The sequence below is a fragment of the Rhizobium sp. AN68 genome (assembly GCF_030758035.1).
GTDB lineage: Bacteria > Pseudomonadota > Alphaproteobacteria > Rhizobiales > Rhizobiaceae > Agrobacterium > Agrobacterium tumefaciens.
In genome coordinates this window covers 850,763-869,755 of sequence record NZ_JARWMI010000003.1, presented here as the reverse complement: position 1 = coordinate 869,755, position 18,993 = coordinate 850,763, and the positions used below count along the sequence as shown (strand labels likewise).

The 18,993-nt window shown below is 61.1% G+C and carries 15 protein-coding genes; 3 read left to right on the top strand and 12 right to left on the bottom strand.

The window, feature by feature from the left end; translation table 11 throughout:
- Positions 1 to 87: 87 nt before the first annotated feature.
- Both RBH71_RS17295 and RBH71_RS17290 read left to right on the top strand, forming a co-directional pair.
- Positions 88 to 408 carry a carboxymuconolactone decarboxylase family protein gene (locus RBH71_RS17295; protein ID WP_003512161.1) on the top strand — a complete coding sequence of 107 codons (321 nt, stop codon included), beginning with the start codon at positions 88 to 90 and terminating at the stop codon, positions 406 to 408.
- 238 nt (positions 409 to 646) lie between these two features.
- Complete coding sequence (locus RBH71_RS17290; RefSeq protein WP_019564062.1) at positions 647 to 2,983, top strand: PAS domain-containing sensor histidine kinase; 2,337 nt, start codon at positions 647 to 649, stop codon at positions 2,981 to 2,983.
- Positions 2,984 to 3,045: 62 nt separating this feature from the next.
- On the opposite strand, the gene RBH71_RS17285 is transcribed toward RBH71_RS17290, so the two are convergent.
- Positions 3,046 to 6,015 carry a bifunctional [glutamine synthetase] adenylyltransferase/[glutamine synthetase]-adenylyl-L-tyrosine phosphorylase gene (locus tag RBH71_RS17285; RefSeq protein WP_003512158.1) on the bottom strand — a complete coding sequence of 990 codons (2,970 nt, stop codon included), beginning with the start codon at positions 6,013 to 6,015 and terminating at the stop codon, positions 3,046 to 3,048.
- Positions 6,016 to 6,338: 323 nt separating this feature from the next.
- On the opposite strand from RBH71_RS17285, the gene RBH71_RS17280 reads away from it, so the two are divergent.
- The gene (locus RBH71_RS17280) at positions 6,339 to 7,202 is read left to right on the top strand and encodes a MipA/OmpV family protein (RefSeq protein ID WP_025592866.1); all 864 of its coding nucleotides are present in this window, start codon (positions 6,339 to 6,341) and stop codon (positions 7,200 to 7,202) included.
- Positions 7,203 to 7,315: 113 nt separating this feature from the next.
- Here RBH71_RS17280 and RBH71_RS17275 read toward each other — a convergent pair whose 3' ends face one another.
- From RBH71_RS17275 to RBH71_RS17225, 11 genes are all read right to left on the bottom strand, one after another.
- Positions 7,316 to 7,741, bottom strand: coding sequence for a thiol-disulfide oxidoreductase DCC family protein (locus RBH71_RS17275; protein ID WP_003512153.1), 426 nt, complete (start codon positions 7,739 to 7,741; stop codon positions 7,316 to 7,318).
- 191 nt (positions 7,742 to 7,932) lie between these two features.
- Positions 7,933 to 9,342, bottom strand: coding sequence for a sensor histidine kinase (locus RBH71_RS17270; protein WP_003512151.1), 1,410 nt, complete (start codon positions 9,340 to 9,342; stop codon positions 7,933 to 7,935).
- 9 nt (positions 9,343 to 9,351) lie between these two features.
- Positions 9,352 to 10,110 carry a response regulator transcription factor gene (locus RBH71_RS17265; protein ID WP_013635754.1) on the bottom strand — a complete coding sequence of 253 codons (759 nt, stop codon included), beginning with the start codon at positions 10,108 to 10,110 and terminating at the stop codon, positions 9,352 to 9,354.
- Positions 10,111 to 10,380: 270 nt separating this feature from the next.
- Positions 10,381 to 11,934: a Do family serine endopeptidase gene (locus RBH71_RS17260; protein WP_003512147.1), complete on the bottom strand. Its 1,554-nt coding sequence runs from the start codon at positions 11,932 to 11,934 to the stop codon at positions 10,381 to 10,383.
- A 156-nt stretch (positions 11,935 to 12,090) separates the two neighbouring features.
- The gene (locus tag RBH71_RS17255; protein ID WP_003512144.1) at positions 12,091 to 12,555 is read right to left on the bottom strand and encodes a cytochrome c-type biogenesis protein CcmH; all 465 of its coding nucleotides are present in this window, start codon (positions 12,553 to 12,555) and stop codon (positions 12,091 to 12,093) included.
- Positions 12,552 to 14,546 (bottom strand): heme lyase CcmF/NrfE family subunit, encoded by a 1,995-nt coding sequence (locus tag RBH71_RS17250; protein ID WP_003512142.1) that lies wholly within the window; start codon positions 14,544 to 14,546, stop codon positions 12,552 to 12,554. The genes RBH71_RS17255 and RBH71_RS17250 overlap by 4 nt, the downstream gene beginning before the upstream one ends.
- Positions 14,543 to 15,055, bottom strand: coding sequence for a cytochrome c maturation protein CcmE (gene ccmE / locus RBH71_RS17245; RefSeq protein ID WP_003512141.1), 513 nt, complete (start codon positions 15,053 to 15,055; stop codon positions 14,543 to 14,545). The genes RBH71_RS17250 and ccmE overlap by 4 nt, the downstream gene beginning before the upstream one ends.
- Entirely contained in the window at positions 15,052 to 16,206 is a 1,155-nt protein-coding gene (ccmI, locus tag RBH71_RS17240; RefSeq protein WP_003512139.1) for a c-type cytochrome biogenesis protein CcmI, read from the bottom strand. The genes ccmE and ccmI overlap by 4 nt, the downstream gene beginning before the upstream one ends.
- Before the next feature lie 143 nt (positions 16,207 to 16,349).
- Positions 16,350 to 16,778 carry a membrane protein gene (locus RBH71_RS17235; RefSeq protein WP_025592860.1) on the bottom strand — a complete coding sequence of 143 codons (429 nt, stop codon included), beginning with the start codon at positions 16,776 to 16,778 and terminating at the stop codon, positions 16,350 to 16,352.
- Between the two features lie 107 nt (positions 16,779 to 16,885).
- The gene (locus tag RBH71_RS17230; RefSeq protein WP_003512137.1) at positions 16,886 to 18,286 is read right to left on the bottom strand and encodes a sensor histidine kinase; all 1,401 of its coding nucleotides are present in this window, start codon (positions 18,284 to 18,286) and stop codon (positions 16,886 to 16,888) included.
- Entirely contained in the window at positions 18,276 to 18,947 is a 672-nt protein-coding gene (locus RBH71_RS17225) for a response regulator transcription factor (RefSeq protein ID WP_003512135.1), read from the bottom strand. The genes RBH71_RS17230 and RBH71_RS17225 overlap by 11 nt, the downstream gene beginning before the upstream one ends.
- Between the last annotated feature and the right edge of the window lie 46 nt (positions 18,948 to 18,993).

Sequence of the window (18,993 nt, the reverse complement as noted above, 5' to 3'; positions counted from 1 at the left end):
GATTTCCGTCAAGGCGCCGCAACGCATTGCGCGACACAATCGTCAGCGACAGGCCGGAACGCGGCCGCAAGCGGAAAGGGATTTCAAATGACGGATATTTCCAACACCAGCAATTCGTTCCAGCGTTTCATCACCGAGGCCCCGGCCCATCAGGCGGTCTGGCTTCAGGCCGTGCAGGGGCTGGGTGCGGCGTCCACGCTGGATGCCAAGACGCAATGCCTGGTCTATATCGGCATTCTTGCCGCACTGCGGCTTGAAGGCGGTGTGGCATTTCATGTGCTGGAAGCCAAAGCGCATGGCGCAAGCCGTGACGATATCATCAGCGCGGTGCTGACCGGGCTTCCTGCCGCCGGAAACGGCGTTCTCGGCGCACTTGGACCTGCTCTTGAAGCTTTCGACAAGGCTTGAGAACCACCGGCCGGAACACACCGGAACGTCCCAGACCGGCTATCCGGGTGTCGGTTTTTCCAATGCCTGGCGCCGCTGTGCAGACCGTAACGCGCTGTCCCGAAAAAATACGGAGTCGGTTCAAGGGGTTAAAATTCTTTTAACTTTTGCCTCTGGACACGGCGAATCGCATTTGATTCACTATGCATATTCGAGCGGCGGCGCTTCGAATCAGTGGGGATATCTTGAAGGCGGGACAATGACGAACGTGCGGCGGGCGACTGCGGGCGATGAGCGGCCGTATGCCAAATTTTCTGATCTTGCGGCCTGGGGCGAAAGGCTTTCCAGCGACCTGATGGGTTTGATGAACGGCTCCGACCGCCCGATGCCGCAGGTCGAGACCCTGCTGAAGCGCCTCATTCCCATTCTCATTCTTGCATTTCTCGTCGTCATCGCGGCGTCACGCATGCTGGGCATTGTTGCCGAATATAGCCGCATGGAAGAGGCAGCCCGCCACTCTACCGCACTGACGGCGCTGACGGCAAAAGCAGCCCTTATCAACAACGGTATTGTCTTTGCCTCGCAAGAGCGCACCCGCGCAGAGGCGAGCCTTGCCGCAGCGCTGCCTTCGGGCAGCCTTGCTGATGGCACCATGGTGCTTCTGTCGGGCAGCAACGGCCGGATTTTCGCCGGCGCCGGCAAGGGCGCCACGCTTTATATTGGCACCTCCCTGCCGGCTTTGCTTCCCGAAATCGCCATTGTTCAGCGTTTTCCCGGCGCGCCCGGCACCATCGAAACCAATATCGACAACCAGCCGCATTATGCAACGATGATCCCCTTCGGCGACGATGGCGGCATGGTCATCGCGGCGCGCTCGCTTGAGCCGATCCGTTCTTTCTGGCGCAGCGAAATCGCCATGAACGTGACGCTGTTTGCCGGAATCTCCTCGATCCTTCTCGTCGTGCTCTACGCCTATTACATGCAGGTCAAACGCGCCCGCGACGCTGACGACATCTTCGCTGAATCGAACCTGCGGGTGGAGACGGCGCTGTCACGTGGCCGCTGCGGCCTGTGGGACTTCGATCTTTCCACGCGGCGCATGTTCTGGTCCGGCTCGCTCTACGAAATCCTCGGCAGACCGCCGAAGGCCGCACCGCTGTCCTTTTCCGATGCGGCGCGCATGATGCATTCCGAAGATGGAAACCTCTACGAGCTTGCCCGTGCTGTCGGCTGCGGTGATCTGCGCCAGATCGACCAGATCTTCCGCATGCGCCACGCGAAAGGCCACTATGTCTGGCTGCGCGCCCGTGCCCAGGTCATCCGCACCAATAACGGCCCGCGCGTCATCGGCATCGCCATGGACGTGACCGAGCAGCACCGCCTTGCGCAACGTTATGCCGAGGCAGACCAGCGCCTTGCAGACGCCATCGAATCCACCTCGGAAGCCTTCGTGCTGTGGGACAAGAATGACCGTCTCGTCATGTGCAACACCCATTACCAGAAGGCTTACGGCCTGCCGGACAGCGTTCTGGTAGCGGGCACCGAAAAGAGCGCCGTGCAGGCGGCTGCGGCGCGCCCGGTCGTGGAGCGGCGCGTTGCGGACCCCGATCAGTCTGGCCTTTCGCGCATGACGGAAGTGCAGCTTGCCGATGATCGCTGGCTACAGATCAATGAACGCCGCACCCGTGACGGCGGCCTCGTCTCTGTCGGCACCGACATTACGCTTCTGAAGCGCCATCAGGAGCGCCTGCGTGACTCCGAACGCCGGCTGATGGCCACCATCGGCGATCTTTCCGCCTCGCAGCATAAGCTGGAGCGGCAGAAGACGGAGCTTTCAGACGCCAACGCCAATTATCTCGCCGAAAAAGAGCGCGCCCAGGCGGCAAACCTCGCAAAGTCCGAATTCCTCGCCAATATGAGCCATGAGCTGCGCACGCCGCTCAACGCCATTCTCGGCTTTTCCGACATCCTGCAAAACGAGATGTTCGGGCCGGTTGGCTCGCCGAAATATTCCGAATATGCCCGGGATATCCACGACAGCGGCAAGCACCTCCTAAATGTCATCAACGACATTCTGGATATGTCCAAGATCGAAGCCGGCCATATGCGGATCAACCGCGAGACGATCGATCTCGCGCCGCTGATCGAAGAAACCCTGCGGTTGACCGCCATCCAGGCGGAACAGAAGAACATCACCGTGCAGCAGAAGGTCTGCGCCGGGCTGACGATGCAGGGCGACCGCCGCGCCATGAAGCAGATCATGCTCAACCTTCTGTCCAATGCCGTGAAGTTCACCGGCAATGGCGGCCGCGTAGCGCTGCGCACCCATGTGCATCAGGCCGCCATGATCCTCACCATCGCCGATACCGGCATCGGCATTCCCGCCGAGGCGCTCGACAAGATTGGCCAGCCCTTCGAGCAGGTGCAGAGCCAATACGCCAAAAGCCAGGGCGGCTCAGGCCTCGGGCTCGCCATCTCGCGCTCGCTCGTCAGGCTGCATGGCGGCACGATGAAAATCCGCTCCTGCGAAGGCAGAGGCACGGTGGTGACGATTATCATCCCGCATGCGGCAGGGTGCTGTGGCACGGTGCATTGAGGAATATCGGGCTGTGCCCGCTGCGTTGCAGTAAGTGACGGCAGAACGCGCGATACCCACCATCACCCGCCATTTTTCACCGTTGCCACAAACGCCTTCCTGACAACCTTCGCCAGCCGCTTCACCTCGCCCTCCAGCGTGGAAATATCCGGGCAATCCCCGGCCCGGCAAACCAGATCGATAAGACCGGCAGGCGCTTCCTTCGGATTGAAAGCACCGTCGATGCACAGCCGCACGATCTGCGATATCTCGGTGTAAAGCGCCGTCGCCGCCATGCAGTCGTCGAAGGATTGCTGCTCCATCACCGGGGCGGCCAGCACCTGCAATGCCTCTGCCGTGTTGCGACGCGGTTCGTGCGGCTGGAGACCCTTGGCGGGACCGACCAAAGCCAGATATTGGGCGATGAATTCGAGATCGATCAGCCCACCATTGATGAGCTTGAAGTCCCAGATGTTTTCCGGCGGCTTTTCCTGTTCGATGAGGCTTCGCATTTCCAGCACATCTGCTGAGACTTTCGCCACATCGCGCTTCTGGGACAGTACCGAGGCGATGATGCCGCGCGCATCTTCCATCAGCGAGGCTTTGCCACAGATCAGGCGAGCGCGGGAAAGCGCCATATGTTCCCAGGTCCAGGCTTCCTCGCGCTGGTATTTCTCAAAGGCGGAAATGCGCGTCGCCACCGGCCCCTTGTTGCCGGAGGGGCGAAGCCGCATGTCCACCTCGTAAAGCACGCCCTCGGCTGTGGGTGCCGATAGTGCGGCAATCAGCCTTTGGGTGACGCGAGTGAAGTAACGCACCACATCGAGCGGTTTTGCGCCGGTCGATTCATGGGCGGCATCGTCGTAATCGTAGAGGAGAATGAGGTCGACATCCGAACCCGCGGTCAGCTCGAAGGAGCCGAGCTTGCCCATGCCCATCACGGCCACGCGCCCGCCCGGATATGGCCCATGTGCCGTCTCCATCTCCGAGAGAACGGCATTCAGGGCCGCTTCAATTACCAGATCGGCAAGATGGGTGAAGGCGCGGGCGGCGATCTCGCCACGAATCGCGCCTGTCAAAAGCCGCACGCCGATGAGAAAGCGCTGCTCGGCGGCGAAAATACGGAGCCGGTCGAGAATATCCTCGTAGTGGCGGGCATTGGAGAGGAAATTGCCCATGCGCTGGGCAAGATATTCGCGCGTCGGCACGTCGCTCATCAGCGCCGGGTCCAGCATGCCGTCAAAAACATGCGGGCGGGCGGCGATGATTTCGGCAAGGCGCGGGGCCGACGACATGATCGTCACCAGCAGCGACAACAGCGCCTGATTGTTGCCGAGCAGCGAGAAGAGCTGGATGCCCGCCGGTAGCCCGGAGAGGAAATTATCAAAGCGCAGCAGCGCCTCATCCGCCCGCTTGCTTTCGCCAAAGGCGCGCAGCAGATCCGGCGTCAGCTCCGTCAGCCGCTCGCGCGCCTCGACCGATTGCGTTGCCCGGTACCGGCCATTGTGCCAGGTGCGGATGACGCGGGAAATATCCTCCGGCCGCTGAAAACCAAGTGCTGAGAGGGTTTTCAGCGTATCTGGATCGTCCTTCTGGCCCGTGAAGACCAGATTGCCTGCCTCACCGGAGAGTTTCGTCTCCTGTTCGAACAGCGCCGAATAACGGCGCTCCACCAGCCGCAGCACCTTTTCCAGCTTCTCGGAAAACGCCTTGGGATCTTCAAAACCAAGCATGAAGGCAATGCGCTTCAGTTCGGTTTCGGTGTCGGGCAGCACGTGGGTCTGCTCATCGCGCACCATCTGAATGCGGTGTTCCACTTCGCGCAGGAACCAGTAGGCTTCAGTCAGGCTATCGCGCGTTTCGGCATCGATCCATTTCGCTTCGGTGAGCGCCGCCAGCGCCTCCTGCGTCGCGCGGACCCTGAGCGCCGGCATACGTCCGCCGGCAATCAGCTGCTGCGTCTGCGCGAAGAACTCGATCTCGCGGATGCCGCCGCGTCCGAGCTTGACGTTATGGCCCTTAACCGCAATCGCGCCATGGCCCTTATGCGCATGAATCTGCCGCTTGATGGAGTGAATATCGGCAATCGCCGCGTAATCGAGATATTTGCGGAAGATGAAAGGTGTCAGTTCGCGCAGGAAATTGTCGCCGGCCTTCAGATCGCCGGCCACCGGCCGCGCCTTGATATAGGCGGCGCGTTCCCAGTTCTGGCCCCTGCCCTCGTAATAAAGCAGCGCCGCTTCCACGGGAATGGCGAGCGGTGTCGAGCCGGGGTCTGGCCGGAGCCTCAAATCGGTGCGGAAGACGTAACCGTCTGCCGTGCGTTCCTGCATGATACGCACGAGGCGGCGCATCATGCGGCCGAAATTCTCTGTCGCAGCATAGGGATCATCGATAATGCCAGCAGAGGGTTCAAAGAACACCACTGCGTCGATGTCCGAGGAATAGTTCAGTTCGCGCGCGCCGAGCTTGCCCATGCCAAGCACGATCAGGCCGGAACCTTCGCTTGGCGTGGCAACGTTCTTAAGTTTGAGCTTGCCGGTCTCATGGCCGACAAGCAGCAGGTGGTCGATGGCGGCCGACAGCGAAGCATCCGCCATGTCGCTCAGCCAGCGCGTGGTATCGCGGGCGGTGAAGATGCGCGCGAGATCGGCAAGCGCTGCGACGAAGGAAAGCCGACGCTTGGCGATCCTCAAGCGCGACATCACCTCGTTTTCGACGGGCACGCCGCCCTCTTGCCCCGGCTTCCAGCAATCGCGCGCTTCACCGACGAGATCGGCCAGTAGTGGCTCCAGCGGCTTCGAAATCGCGAGCGTCAGCAGTCCCTCGTCCGCCGCGGCCATATCGCGCAGATAGGGCGACAGCGTGAAAGCCGCAGCGATGAAGTCCTTCAGCGGGCTTTCGGCGGCAAGAAGCGCGGCCACAGCTGGCTCGCCCTTGGCGATATCCTTCAGCGTGGAGAGAACGGATTTCAGTTCCGTCTGCGTATAGGGGCGGATAACTCCCGGCAGAACCTCGCTCAGCCGCCTTTCAGCGGTTTCCCGTTTCGTCACTGTCTCTCTCCCTCTCCCGAGCGACCCATCCTTGCGCTTCGACCGTGCCTGATTCTCAGGAAGGATCGCTCCCCGCAAAATCGTCCTGCCGCCACGCATTGTCGAAGCTTCCGGGCGCATACACTCCGCGTTGTAACAAATGCGTGGCGCTTTGCGATCAGGAAAACCGTTTTTGCCGATCTTTTCCGAGGTCCGGCCTGAGGAAGCGCCATTTCAGTCGTGGCCGGCAATCTCGCGTAATGTCTCCGCAATTATGCCCACGTAGCGTCCTGCTCAACGAAACCCGACTCCCAGGTTTTGCAACGCTTGATGCTGCAACGGATATGATCATGAAACAGATTTTTACAGTGAAATGGCAAAAAAACCTGCGTGCAATGGCGTTGTGCCTGACCGCGCTGCCCCTGGCGCAGGGCATCTGCACGCCCGTCCTCGCTGCCGATCTCGGCAAATCGGACAGGTTCGCCGAACCGCAGGGCAATTTCGACAATGCCCGCTACAGCAGTTCCAGTGAGTGGAAAATCACACTTGGCGTGGGTGCTGCCTACGCTCCCAAATATGAGGGCTCGGACAAGCTGGAAGCAGGCGCGGTTCCCCTGGTTTCCGTTGAGTATGGAGATACGCTGAGCATCGATTTCAGTGGCGTCACCGTCAACCTACTGAACAGCAACGGCTTCAGACTGGGCGTCAAGGGCGGCTGGGAAGCCGGGCGCAAGGAAAAGGACGACAAGAAAAATCTTCGCGGAATGGGTGACATCAAGGCGGGCGGCGTGGTCGGCGGTGTTATCGCTTATGGCATCGATCCCTTCGAGGTCTATGCGAAGGTGGACAAGACCATCAGCGGGAGCGAAGGGTTGACCGCAACCGTCGGCGCCAGCGTTTCGCACAAAGTCGACCAGTTCATCCTTGGCGCGGACCTCTCCGCCACCTGGGCGGACGACAAGCACATGAAATCCTATTTCGGCGTCACCTCAGCCCAATCCGCCCGTTCCGGCCTACGCCGCTATGACGCCAAGGCAGGCTTCAAGCGCATCGACGCCAGCGCCTCCCTCACTTATCTTATGACCGAGAACTGGTCGATCACCGGCGCCGGCGGTGTTGGCTTCCTGCTGGGCGATGCCAAGGACAGCCCGCTCTCCAAGAAGGACATCCAGCCCTTCGCGATGATTGGCGTGGCTTATACGTTCTGAGCCGATGGCGATGTGGCATTGCGGGGATGCGTAACCATCTCCGCAACGCCGTCACGTGTCTGTCCCGCCGCCTGAAATTGTCGCCTGCCCTGGGCGGAGGATCGTCGCTAAGTTCAGAGAATCCTGTCCCTGTATTCCGGCGGCGCCACCCAGCATTGCGCACGTTTTCCGAACCAACGGTAGCGATTGCGGGCGACAAAACGATAGACGGGATCACGCAGAAATGCGGGAATTATGCGCAACATGCCAAGCAGCCGCCAGGGCATGCCAAGCGCCTCATAGATCGCAAGAACACCGTCGCTGTCCTGTCGCACCCTCTCGCCATCGACGACGAGCAGGCTGACCGGATTTTTGGGGTCCATTCCGTGCCGCCGGTAGATTTCCGTGCCGACGGCTCCCTGCATGGAGGCCAGCCGGAAATATCCGGCCTTGTCATGCCGCAGTACGAATTGCGCATTCACCGAACACAGCACACATTCGGCATCGAACAGAATGATCGGTCCATGGTGGTCGCCGACCAAGGGGGCCATGTTTGCCATCAATCATAAGTCCTTTTGCCGATCGCGATGCGATCCCCTCATAAAGTGCAGCTGTAGAACCTTATAAGATATTCTTCCGATCATCTTTCAATTCAATCTCGAGAGACGATTATTTCTCGGAGGTGAACGAATTTCCGCACAAATAGCGGTGACCAGCCGGTGCTGGTGTCAGCGGCGTTGGACAGCGCGGCTTACTGGGTCGAAACGGGAAAGATCATCGAGACGGTCAGGCCCGGGCAGACGGAATTTGTAGTGTCGGTGTCCGACAGCGCGAGCGATCCGCCGTGCAATTCCATCACGGCCTCCACCAGCGACAGGCCGAGCCCCGTGCCGGGTTTGGAGCGGCTTTCGTCCAGCCGCACGAAACGTTTCAGCACCTCGCCGCGCTTGTCGGCGGGGATACCGGGGCCGTTATCGGAGACGGACAGCACGATGGCGTCCGGTTCGCTCACCAGACGCACGATGAGTTTTTTGTCGCCCTCGCATTCGCAGGCATATTTCATGGCGTTGTCGATGAGGTTCGAAAGCGCCTGGCCGATCAGTTCACGGTTGCCCTGCACCGAAAGACCGGGTTCGATCTCGGCCTCAAGCGTAAGTCCCGCGTCCTCGGCTACCGGTTCGTAAAGTTCGGCGCTGTCGGCGGCGATTGCCGACATGTCCACATCGGTCATTTCGGCGGCGATGGAGCCGGCCTCGACGCGGGAAATCATCAACAATGCATTGAAGGTGCGGATCAACTGGTCGGATTCGGCGATGATGCCTTCGAGTGCCGCGCGCCGTTTCGTCTCGTCGTTGTCATCCAAGGCGGCGGCCGCCTTGTTGCGCAGCCGCGTCAGCGGTGTCTTGAGGTCGTGGGCGATGTTGTCGGACACCTGCCGCAAGCCCTCGTTCAGCTTTTCGATACGGCCGAGCATGGCGTTGAGCGAGCCGGACAGCCGATCGAACTCGTCGCCGGAGCGGCCCTGCGGCAGGCGCTGCGAAAGATCGCCGGCCATGATCTTCTTGGTCGCTGCCGACATGCGGTCGATGCGTTTCAAGGCATTGCGGCCGATGCCGAACCAGATGAGCAGCGCACCGGCGCTCATGATGGCAAGCGCCACCATCAGCGCATTGCGCACCAGCGCCCGGAATTTGGTGGGCTCGCCGAGATCGCGGCCGATCAGGATGCGCAGGCCGTTGTCCAGCATGAAGACATTGGCGGTCGCCATATGCTGCACGCTGTCGCCGCTTTCGGAATAACGTTCGTAACGGAAGGGGAAACCCGTCCAGCCCTCCTTGTCAAACACGCCGGGCTGCACGGAAGCGACGTTGCCTGCAAGGATTTCGCCATTGGGGCCGGCGATGATGTAAAGGCTCGCCCCCGGTTGGCGGGCACGGCGCTCCATCATCCGCAACAGCGGGTTGATGCCGCCGCGATTGTAGATGCGCTGCACATCCGACACTTCCTGCAGCACCGCGTCACGCGTCTGCTGGTTCAGCAGCCGTTCGGAAAGGGCGGTGACATAAAAGACCAGAAAGGCGGCGCAGAGCGCAAACAGCAGGATATAGAGCGCAGAAAGGCGCACCGCTGTTGACCGAAACAATATTCTGAGGCGGACCATTTTCGCCAATCAGCCCTCATCCTTCATCATGTAACCCGCGCCGCGAATGGTCTTCAGCAGCGGCTTTTCGAAGTCCTTTTCGATCTTCGAACGAAGGCGGGACACATGCACGTCGATGACATTGGTCTGCGGGTCGAAATGATAATCCCAGACGTTTTCCAGAAGCATGGTGCGGGTCACCACCTGGCCGGCATTCTTCATGAGATATTCCAACAGGCGGAACTCACGCGGCTGCAACAGGATTTCCTTGCCGCCGCGACGGACATCGTGGGATAGCCGGTCAAGTTCGAGATCGCCGACACGGTAGACCATGTCCTGTTCGGGTTTGCCCTTGCGGCGGCCCAGTACTTCGATGCGTGCGAGAAGTTCGGAAAAGGCATAGGGTTTGGGCAGATAATCATCGCCGCCGGCACGCAGGCCGGTCACGCGGTCGTCCACCTGCCCAAGCGCCGAAAGAATGAGAACCGGCGTTTCGATGCCGCGCCGGCGCAGCTCGCTGATGACGGAAAGTCCGTCGCGGCGCGGCAGCATGCGGTCGATCACCATCACGTCATAGGAATTCTCGCAGCCCATGAACAGGCCGCTTTCACCATCGCTCGCGTGATCGGCAACGATACCGACTTCCCGGAACGCCTTGGTCATATAGGCCGCAGCCTCGAGATCGTCTTCAATAACAAGAATCTTCATGTGCGGGACAATAGCGCCCTCGCCCTTTTCCGCACAACCGGAAACAGATGCGACGGACATTTCCTGAACCTTGTTTTCCATGAGATTTCCTCCTCGGTGCTGACTGGACCGGCTTTGTGGGTCCTTGTCTTCTCCCCGGCGGGGGGAAGGTGGCCCGAAGGGTCGGATGAGGGGGCAAGGGCGCGGTCTATCGCTGGCCTTGCCCTTGATCCCGCTGCCACGACCTTCTCCTCCCTAGCGGAGAAGAAACAAGCGGCACGCGCGTTCCACATACTCTGTCCCGCCCTCAAGGTGAGAGACAGTCCCGAGCGACGCCGGCTCGAAGAAGAACCGGCGTCGCATCTCAGATTATCAACCCTGGTCGATATCCAGTGCGATGAAGCGGCTGCCGCTGTCCGTCTGGATCTGGAACAGCGCCTTGGAGCGTCCATCCTTCTTCGCCTGCTCGAGAACCTTCTCGATATCGGCGGCAGAAGCCACCTGCTGGTTGTTGACGGAGGTGATCTTCTCACCCGTCTTCAGGCCACGGGCAGCAGCGTCGCTGTCCGGATCGACATCAGTGATGGCAAGGCCGTTGCCGTCGTCAGCGGGCGCAACCGTCAGGCCGAGGCTCGACAGCACCTTTGCGCTGGAAGGCTTGCTGCCACTGTCGTTTTCCTGGCCCGGCGTTGCCTTGGAGGCATCGTCGCTTGCGAGATCGCCAAGCGTCACGGTGACCGACTGCGACTTGCCGCCGCGCCAGAGCGAGATTTCAACCTTGCTGTTTGGCGTCATGCTGCCGATGCGGCGCGACAGATCGCGGGCATCCTTGACCGGGTCGCCATTGACGGCGGTGATGATGTCACCCTGCTTGATGCCAGCCTTGTCGCCCGGCGAACCGGACTGCGGCGAGACGACGAGCGCGCCCTTCGCTTCGGCAAGACCAAGCGACTCGGCAATGTCCTTGCTGACGGGCTGGATCTGCACGCCGAGCCAGCCGCGTTCGACCTTGCCGTCCTTTTGCAGGTCGGCGATCACGTCCTTGGCAACGGACGACGGGATGGCGAAAGCAATACCGACATTGCCGCCGGAGGGCGAGAAGATTGCGGTGTTGATGCCAACGACTTCACCGTTGAGATTGAAGGCGGGACCACCGGAGTTGCCGCGGTTTACGGCGGCGTCGATCTGCAGGTAATCGTCATAGGGGCCGGAGCCGATATCGCGGCCACGGGCAGAAACGATGCCCGAGGTTACCGTGCCGCCGAGGCCGAAGGGGTTACCGACGGCTACGACCCAGTCACCGACGCGAATCTTGCTGTCGTCAGCAAACTGCACATAGGTGAACTTGCGGTTTACATCGACCTTCAGCAGCGCCAGATCGGTACGCGGATCACGGCCAACGAGCTTGGCTTCGAGTTCGGTACCGTCATTCATCACCACCGTGTAGGCGGAGCCGTCATCGACAACGTGGTTGTTGGTGACGACATAACCGTCTTCGGAGATGAAGAAGCCGGATCCTTGAGCGACGGGGCGCAGCGGACCCTTGCCGTCACGGTGACGATTCGGACCACGGTCGGGACGGTCCTGGTTGGGACCGCCGAATTCCTTGAAGAAGCGCTTCAGGGGATGGTCGTCCGGCAGCTGGTCGAGACCACGGCCGCCGAAATTGAAGGAAAAGTTGCTGGAATCATCGGAAGCGGGCTGCACGTTCGACTGGACACGAACGGAGACGACGGCGGGCGAAACCGCCTCGACCACATTGGCGAAGCTCGGAACCTGCGGCGCAGTCACCTCGACCGGAGCGGCAAAGGAATGAACGATCGGTGCGGCGATGCCTGTGGAAAGCATCAGCGCGGCAAGACCGCCAACGGTCGTTGCCTTCAGAACCGTCTTCAGCGAGGAGCGTCCGTTTTGCGAGTGAGACATGGTGTACCTTCTTTCTTCATTCAGACTGGAACCCGTTTGACCGGGGGAGAAGCGGTGGATGATGAAGATATAGGAGGCGACACCTTACAGCGAAGTGTCTGACGAATGAAAAAACCGTAATGTTGAAAAAGAACCGAGGACTGATATGAAAATCGGTTATTTTTCAATGAGATTACGAATTCTCTCTTCTTCGTCCGCGCTCAGTTTTTCCGGTCGCTCCTGGGTAGCGCGCCGACGCGAAAAAACGAGGATGGCGAATATTCCCGCAAGCGCCAGAACGATGGGCGCGCCCCACAAAAGTGCGGTGCGCATGCTGAAACGCGGTTTCAGCAGCACGAATTCGCCATAACGAGACACGACGTAGTCGACAACAGCCTGATCGCTATCGCCTGCCACCAGCCTGTCCCGCACCAGAACGCGCAGGTCCCGTGCCAGTTCGGCATTACTGTCATCGATCGACTGGTTCTGACAGACCATGCAGCGCAGTTGAGACGTGAGATTGCGGGCGCGCTGTTCCAGTGCGGGGTCTTTCAGCACCTCGTCCGGGTTGAAGGCGAAGGCCGGCCATGACGTAAACATGAGAACGAGAAGGAGCGTGAGCCCCGCCACAACCTCCCTCATTCCGCCGCCTCCGGCATCGCGGCCGTTTTTGCCGGCTTCGCCTTGCGGCTCGGTGCGCCCACCCTCAACCGTCTGTCGGAGAGCGATATCAAACCGCCGGCCATCATGAACAGCGTGCCGCCCCAGATGCACAGGATGAAGGGTTTCCACCAGATGCGCACTACCATGCCGCCATCCGCCATCGGGTCACCGAGCGAGACGTAGAGCTGGCTGAGGCCGAACGTCAAAATGCCCGCTTCCGTGGTCGGCATTCGCCGTGCGGTGTAGAGCCGTTTGGAGGACCAGACGTCGGCCACTTCCACACCCGCCTTGCGTATGGTGAAATGGCCGCGATCCTCGGTGAAATTAGGGCCGACGGCATGGCGGATGCCATCGAAGGTGAGACTATAGCCGCCCGCCTTCGCCTCCATGCCCTGCTTCATTTCAAGAACGGTTTCGGTCTCGAAGGTGGTGACGGTGACGATGCCGAGCACGGTGATGCCAAGCCCCATATGGGCAAGTGCGGCGCCGAAGGCCGAACGCGGCAGGCCCTTGAGGCGTCGAAAAGCGATGCCGAAGGCCAGTTTGCCGAAATTGGCCCGATACCAGAGATCGGCAAGCGCCCCGAAGATCAGCCAGAAACCGGCTGCGATGCCAAGTGCGGCGAGTACCGGGCCTCCATTTTCCACGTACCAGAGCGTCAGCCCGGCAAGGGCTGCAATGGCGGCCGCCACATAAAGCCGCTGGAAAGCGCCGAGAAGATCGCCGCGCTTCCAGGCGAGCATCGGCCCGAAGGGCGTGACGATCAGGACCGGGATCATCAGGAGGCCGAAGGTGAGGTTGAAGAACGGCGCGCCGACCGAGATTTTTTCGCCTGTCAGCGTTTCGAGAATGAGCGGATAGAGCGTGCCGATCAGTACCGTTGCGGTCGAGACCGTCAGGATCAGATTGTTGAGGACCAGCGCCCCTTCGCGTGAGATCGGCGCGAACAATCCACCCACCTTCAGCGAGGGCGCCCGCCATGCGAACAACGCGAAAGCTCCGCCGATGAAAACGGTAAGGATGCCGAGAATGAAGATGCCGCGGCTCGGATCGGTGGCGAAGGCGTGCACGGAGGTCAAGACGCCGGAGCGCACGAGGAAGGTGCCGAGCAGCGACAGCGAGAAGGTCATGATCGCCAGAAGCACGGTCCAGATTTTCAGCGCTTCGCGCTTTTCCATGACGAGTGCCGAATGCAGCAGTGCGGTGCCCGCAAGCCATGGCATGAAGGAGGCGTTTTCAACCGGATCCCAGAACCACCAGCCGCCCCAGCCGAGTTCGTAATAGGCCCAGTAAGATCCCATGGAGATACCTGCCGTCAGGAAGGTCCATGCGGCGAGCGTCCAAGGCCTTACCCAGCGCGCCCAGGCCGCATCGATCCGGCCCTCCAGAAGTGCAGCGACGGCGAAGGAGAAACAGACGGAAAAGCCGACATAACCGAGATAAAGCAGCGGCGGATGGATGGCGAGGCCGAAATCCTGAAGGATAGGGTTCAGGTCCTGCCCTTCGGCCGGCACCCGCTCCAGACGCATGAACGGATTGGAGGTGAGCAGAATGAACAGCAGGAACGCGACGGAAATCCAGGCCTGCACGGACAGCACATTGGCTTTCAGCGTTTCCGGCAGGTTGCGCCCAAAGACGGCAACGAGCGCGCTGAAAAACACCAGGATCAGCAGCCACAACAGCATGGAGCCCTCATGGTTGCCCCAGACGCCGGTCAACTTGTAGAGCATCGGCATCAGCGAATGGGAGTTTTCCCAGACGTTGCGCACGGAGAAATCCGAAACCGCATAGGCCCGCGTCAGCGCCGCAAAGGACAAGGCCACGAGCAGGAACATCACGACGGAGCCGAGCGAGGCGATATCCATCAGCGCCCGGTCGTTGCGGCGCGCGCCGATCACCGGCAGCGTCGAGACGATCAGCCCCACGGCGAGTGCCAGAACCAGAACGTAGTGGCCGATCTCGTTGATCATTTTATCGCTCCGGTCTTGTCGGCTGAAGCCCCCGCAGGAGAAGGCGCTGCGCCGGAAGGTTGCCCGCCCTCTCCGGTGTTCTGCCACAGGCCCTTGTCTTTCAGCCGGTCGGCCACTTCCTTCGGCATGTAGTTTTCGTCATGCTTGGCCAGAACGCTGTCGGCAACAAAGCCATGGGTCGCGGCATCGAAAACGCCTTCCGTCACCACGCCCTGCCCCTCGCGGAAAAGATCGGGCAGAATGCCGGTATAGCTGACGGGCACGTTTGCTTCACCGTCAGTCACCGTAAAGCTCACCGTGCGGCCCTCCCCGCGCTTGACGGAGCCTTCCGCCACCAGCCCACCTAGGCGGATGCGGGTGCCGGGATTGACCGGCGTCTTCTCCAGATCGGCCGGCATGTAGAAATAGGCTATGGACTGGCCGAAAGCGAACATGACGAGCAACACGGCCGCGACGATGAAGCTCATGCCGCCGCCGATGATTGCGAGCCGTTTCTGTTTGCGGGTCATTGCGTCACTCCCTGCGGCATCGCGCGCCCTTGCCCGTTCATGCGAACGGGTCCGGCAGAAACTCCCAATTCCTTCGCCAGCGCCAGAAGCTGCTTACCCTCTTCGCCCTCAGGCGGGAAAACCTGCAAACCGGCTCTCAGTGCCTCGCCCGCCTTCGCTGCATTGTTCAAGACGGAATAGGCGCGCACGAGGCGCATCCAGCCTTCGAAATCACCGGGATTTTCCTTGAGCTTGGCGTCGAGGCTCGCCACCATGCCCTCGATCATCGCCTGCCGGTCGGCGGGCGTCATGTCTTTCGCCGCCGCCACGTCGCCTGCGGTCGGGCCGGGCGCTGCCTCGCCGCCGGTTCTGGCGATATGTTCCCGCACCAGCGGCAACCATGGCGCACCGGCTGGTGCATCCGCCGCCAGTGCTGCAAAGGCCGCACGCGCCTCCTGCGCCCTGCCCGCCTGCTCCAGCGACAGCGCCAGATAAAAGCGGGCGCGTGGATTGCCGGGTTTCAGCCGCTCGGCTTCGGCAAAGGCCTCACGCGCAGCCTCGATGACGATGCCGTCATTGCTCGCCACCAGTGTTTCGCCAAGTCCCGTCAGCCGTTCCGTGCTCGGCCCTTGCAGACGAAGCGCGTTGCGATAGGCAAGCTCGGCATCGCCAAGCCGCATCGTCTTGAAATAGATCGGCGCCAGGATATCCCAGCCTGCACCGTCGTCGGGGTTTTCGGCCAGATGCCGCTCGGCCCGGGCGACCAGAAGGTTCATGTCGTTGCCGGGTTGCTCCAGACGCGCCTCGAGCGGCATGTCCGGCACTTCCGGACTTCCCTTCCAGATGTAAAGACAGAGGCCAAGTGCAGGCAGCAAAACGGTAATCAGGGTTACGGCGAGATTGTGCCGCAGCGGCCGGGCGCTGCTTTCAGCGTCTTGACGGGTATCGGCTGCGGCAAGCAGCCGGCGGCCGATTTCGGCGCGGGCATATTCCGCCTCCGTCTCGCCGATCAGGCCAGCGGCACGCTCGCGGTCCAGTTCGGCAAGCTGGTCGCGATAGACTGCAACCTCGCCGTCGCGGCGCGTCTGCGACACCTCGGTCTTCCGCATCAGCGGGTACATCAGGACGATGGCGACAGCCGCCGTCAATATCGCAACGACAATCCAGAACATAAGGCTCAATTACTCGAATGCACGGCACATGGAAACATGAAGCGCGGAGATGACGCGAATTTGAGACATCACGCCGCACCGCCCGGCGTCCAGGTGCACCGCTATAGCCCTTCCTGTCACTCGGAAAGGTCCATGACCTTGATTTACGTCAAAGGAGACCAGCTGCCATCGGCATTGCGACAGGCCGCACCGCGAACCCGGGTTTCCTTTTCATCGACAGTCAGCGTGTGGGAATATTGCCGGCAATTCTGGTTGCCCACCTGATAGGGCGCATTGGCAACCACCTGGCCGCTGGCATCGTCGCCGGTCCATGTCACCGGCGTACCGACCGGGGCGGTTTCCAGTGCGCGATATTCGGCCTCGAGCGCTTTGGTGCGGTCGCCCTTTTCGAGCTGCAGACCGCTTCGTCCGACAATGCCGCCCTGCATGTTGGCAAGGAACGGCGTTGAAGGTTGTGCCGAACCGCCGAACAGACTGCCACCGGCCGAGCGGGTGCCCGTGGTGGTGCAGGCGCTCAGCATCGATACGCACAGGATCGAGAGAAGTGCCGGGCGTGACACCAGCGAACGCATCGTCACGGAGCGGCAGCCATCATACACGTCAACCAAACCCTGTCCTCTTTTCCTTACCGCACCGCGCGTTATATATCGGCATTGAATTTCTTGCCTTTTTTCTTGCCTCACGCAAGCTCTTTCGAGAGGCCAGGCAAAATCAGATCGGCTTTCAGGCCACCTATCCCGCTGCGCGAGAGGGAAAAGTGGCCATGGTACTCAGACACCACTTCGGAAACGATCGACAATCCGAGGCCGGTGCCAGGACGGCTTTCGTCCAGCCGCCTGCCGCGCTTCATCGCTTCGCTTATCTGCCCGGGCTCCAGCCCCGGCCCGTCATCCTCCACGATCAACTCCACCCATGAGCGCCGGCCCATTTCGGGGTCGGAGGACGGGTGAGTGCCGGTCGCAAGCGTGACGACGACTTTGGTCTGTGCAAAACGCGCGGCATTCTCGAGAAGATTGCCGACGATCTCCTCCAAATCCTGCTGTTCCATGCCCAGCACCGCCCCCGGATGCTCGAAATTCAGCTCGAACTGCTTGTCGGGGTTGAGGCGGCGCATGACGCGCACGAGCCGTTCCAGCGCCGGCTCCGCTTCCACACGGGCAAGGATCGAACCGCGCTGGGCGGCAATGCGGGCGCGGGAAAGATAGGATTGCACCTGCGCCTGCATGGCGTCAGCCTGCGCGCGCACCAGATCGCCATGCTGCGGCTCCAGCGTGCGGGCCTCGTTCAGAAGCACGGCAATCGGCGTTTTCAGCGAATGTGCGAGATTGCCGACCTGCATGCGGGCGCGCTCGACGATGCGCCGGTTGCTGTCGATCAGCGCATTGACTTCGTTCGCCAACGGCTGGATTTCGCGCGGGAATTCGCCTTCGAGGCTTTCCGCCTCCCCGCCCCTGATCTTTCCGAGCGCCAGACGGGCCTGATCGAGCGGCCGCAGACTGTAGAGAATCGCAAGACCATTGACGACCAGACTGCCGACACCGAAGACGGCGAGCGCCAGATAAAGGCTGTTGGAGAAATTGCGCACATCGTCTTCAACGACGTTGAGGTTGCCGGAAACGCGGAAACGCGCCGCGCGGCCTTCACCATCCAGCACGACTTCCGTTTCCGCCACCCGCACCTTGTTGCCCGCCTCGTCGGTCACGGCATAAAAACGCTCGTATCTGTTATCGAAGGGAGCATCGATAATGCTCGGCACCGGCAAGGACGCGACGCCGAGCGAAGAGGAGACCAGCGGTGCCGTCTGGAAATTGCCGAGCGGCTCCACCACCCAGTACCAGCCGGTATCGGGCTGCGAGAACCGGAGATCGCCGAGCTGCGGGCTGCCGGCCAGCGTATTCTCGTTCGAAATCGTCACGGAATTAATGACGTTATAAAGCTGCGCCCGCAGAAGATCGGTGAAGCTGCGCTCCACGCCCTGCCGGTAGAGCGTCGAGATCACGACGGCAATGACCACCAGCGCCAGCGCCGACCAGGCCGAGGCGAGAAGAAGAACGCGGGCGGTAAGAGAGCTACTTCGCATCTGCCGGCGCTTGCATCCGGTAACCGAGGCCACGGATGGTCTCGATCAGATCAACCCCGAGCTTCTTGCGCAAACGTCCGACAAACACCTCGATCGTGTTGGAATCCCTGTCGAAATCCTGATCGTACATATGTTCGACCAGCTCCGTGCGCGAGACGACCTCGCCCATGTGATGCATGAGATAGGAAAGCAGGCGGAACTCATGCGAGGTGAGCTTCAGCGTCACGCCGTTGACCGTTGCCTTGGAGGATTTGGTATCGAGCTTGACCGGTCCGCAGACGAGTTCTGAGGAAGCGTGGCCAGCGGCGCGGCGGATGAGCGCACGCACGCGGGCAAGAACTTCTTCGACATGGAAGGGCTTGGTCACGTAATCGTCGGCACCGGCATCGATGCCCGCCACCTTGTCGCTCCAGCGGTCACGGGCCGTGAGAATGAGGACCGGCATGGCCTTGCCCGCCGCGCGCCATTTCTCGACGACGGTGATGCCGTCCATCTGCGGCAGGCCGATATCGAGAACGATCGCGTCATAGGGTTCGGTATCGCCTAGATAATGGCCTTCCTCGCCGTCAAATGCCTGATCGACAACATAACCGGCTTCTTTCAGCGCGTCGGTCAGCTGACGATTGAGATTGGCATCGTCCTCAACCACGAGAATACGCATTATCCGCCCTTTCCTTACGTCCCGGCCCGCGCGCGCGTCGCCGGTC

What these genes read in the sequence shown, in the direction of transcription:
- RBH71_RS17295 (WP_003512161.1), top strand. Translation starts at nt 88, where the DNA reads ATGACGGATATTTCCAACACCAGCAATTCGTTCCAGCGTTTCATCACC.
- RBH71_RS17290 (WP_019564062.1), top strand. Translation starts at nt 647, where the DNA reads ATGACGAACGTGCGGCGGGCGACTGCGGGCGATGAGCGGCCGTATGCC.
- RBH71_RS17280 (WP_025592866.1), top strand. Translation starts at nt 6,339, where the DNA reads ATGATCATGAAACAGATTTTTACAGTGAAATGGCAAAAAAACCTGCGT.
- RBH71_RS17275 (WP_003512153.1), bottom strand. Translation starts at nt 7,741, where the DNA reads ATGGCAAACATGGCCCCCTTGGTCGGCGACCACCATGGACCGATCATT.
- RBH71_RS17270 (WP_003512151.1), bottom strand. Translation starts at nt 9,342, where the DNA reads ATGGTCCGCCTCAGAATATTGTTTCGGTCAACAGCGGTGCGCCTTTCT.
- RBH71_RS17265 (WP_013635754.1), bottom strand. Translation starts at nt 10,110, where the DNA reads ATGGAAAACAAGGTTCAGGAAATGTCCGTCGCATCTGTTTCCGGTTGT.
- RBH71_RS17260 (WP_003512147.1), bottom strand. Translation starts at nt 11,934, where the DNA reads ATGTCTCACTCGCAAAACGGACGCTCCTCGCTGAAGACGGTTCTGAAG.
- RBH71_RS17255 (WP_003512144.1), bottom strand. Translation starts at nt 12,555, where the DNA reads ATGAGGGAGGTTGTGGCGGGGCTCACGCTCCTTCTCGTTCTCATGTTT.
- RBH71_RS17250 (WP_003512142.1), bottom strand. Translation starts at nt 14,546, where the DNA reads ATGATCAACGAGATCGGCCACTACGTTCTGGTTCTGGCACTCGCCGTG.
- ccmE (WP_003512141.1), bottom strand. Translation starts at nt 15,055, where the DNA reads ATGACCCGCAAACAGAAACGGCTCGCAATCATCGGCGGCGGCATGAGC.
- ccmI (WP_003512139.1), bottom strand. Translation starts at nt 16,206, where the DNA reads ATGTTCTGGATTGTCGTTGCGATATTGACGGCGGCTGTCGCCATCGTC.
- RBH71_RS17235 (WP_025592860.1), bottom strand. Translation starts at nt 16,778, where the DNA reads ATGCGTTCGCTGGTGTCACGCCCGGCACTTCTCTCGATCCTGTGCGTA.
- RBH71_RS17230 (WP_003512137.1), bottom strand. Translation starts at nt 18,286, where the DNA reads ATGCGAAGTAGCTCTCTTACCGCCCGCGTTCTTCTTCTCGCCTCGGCC.
- RBH71_RS17225 (WP_003512135.1), bottom strand. Translation starts at nt 18,947, where the DNA reads ATGCGTATTCTCGTGGTTGAGGACGATGCCAATCTCAATCGTCAGCTG.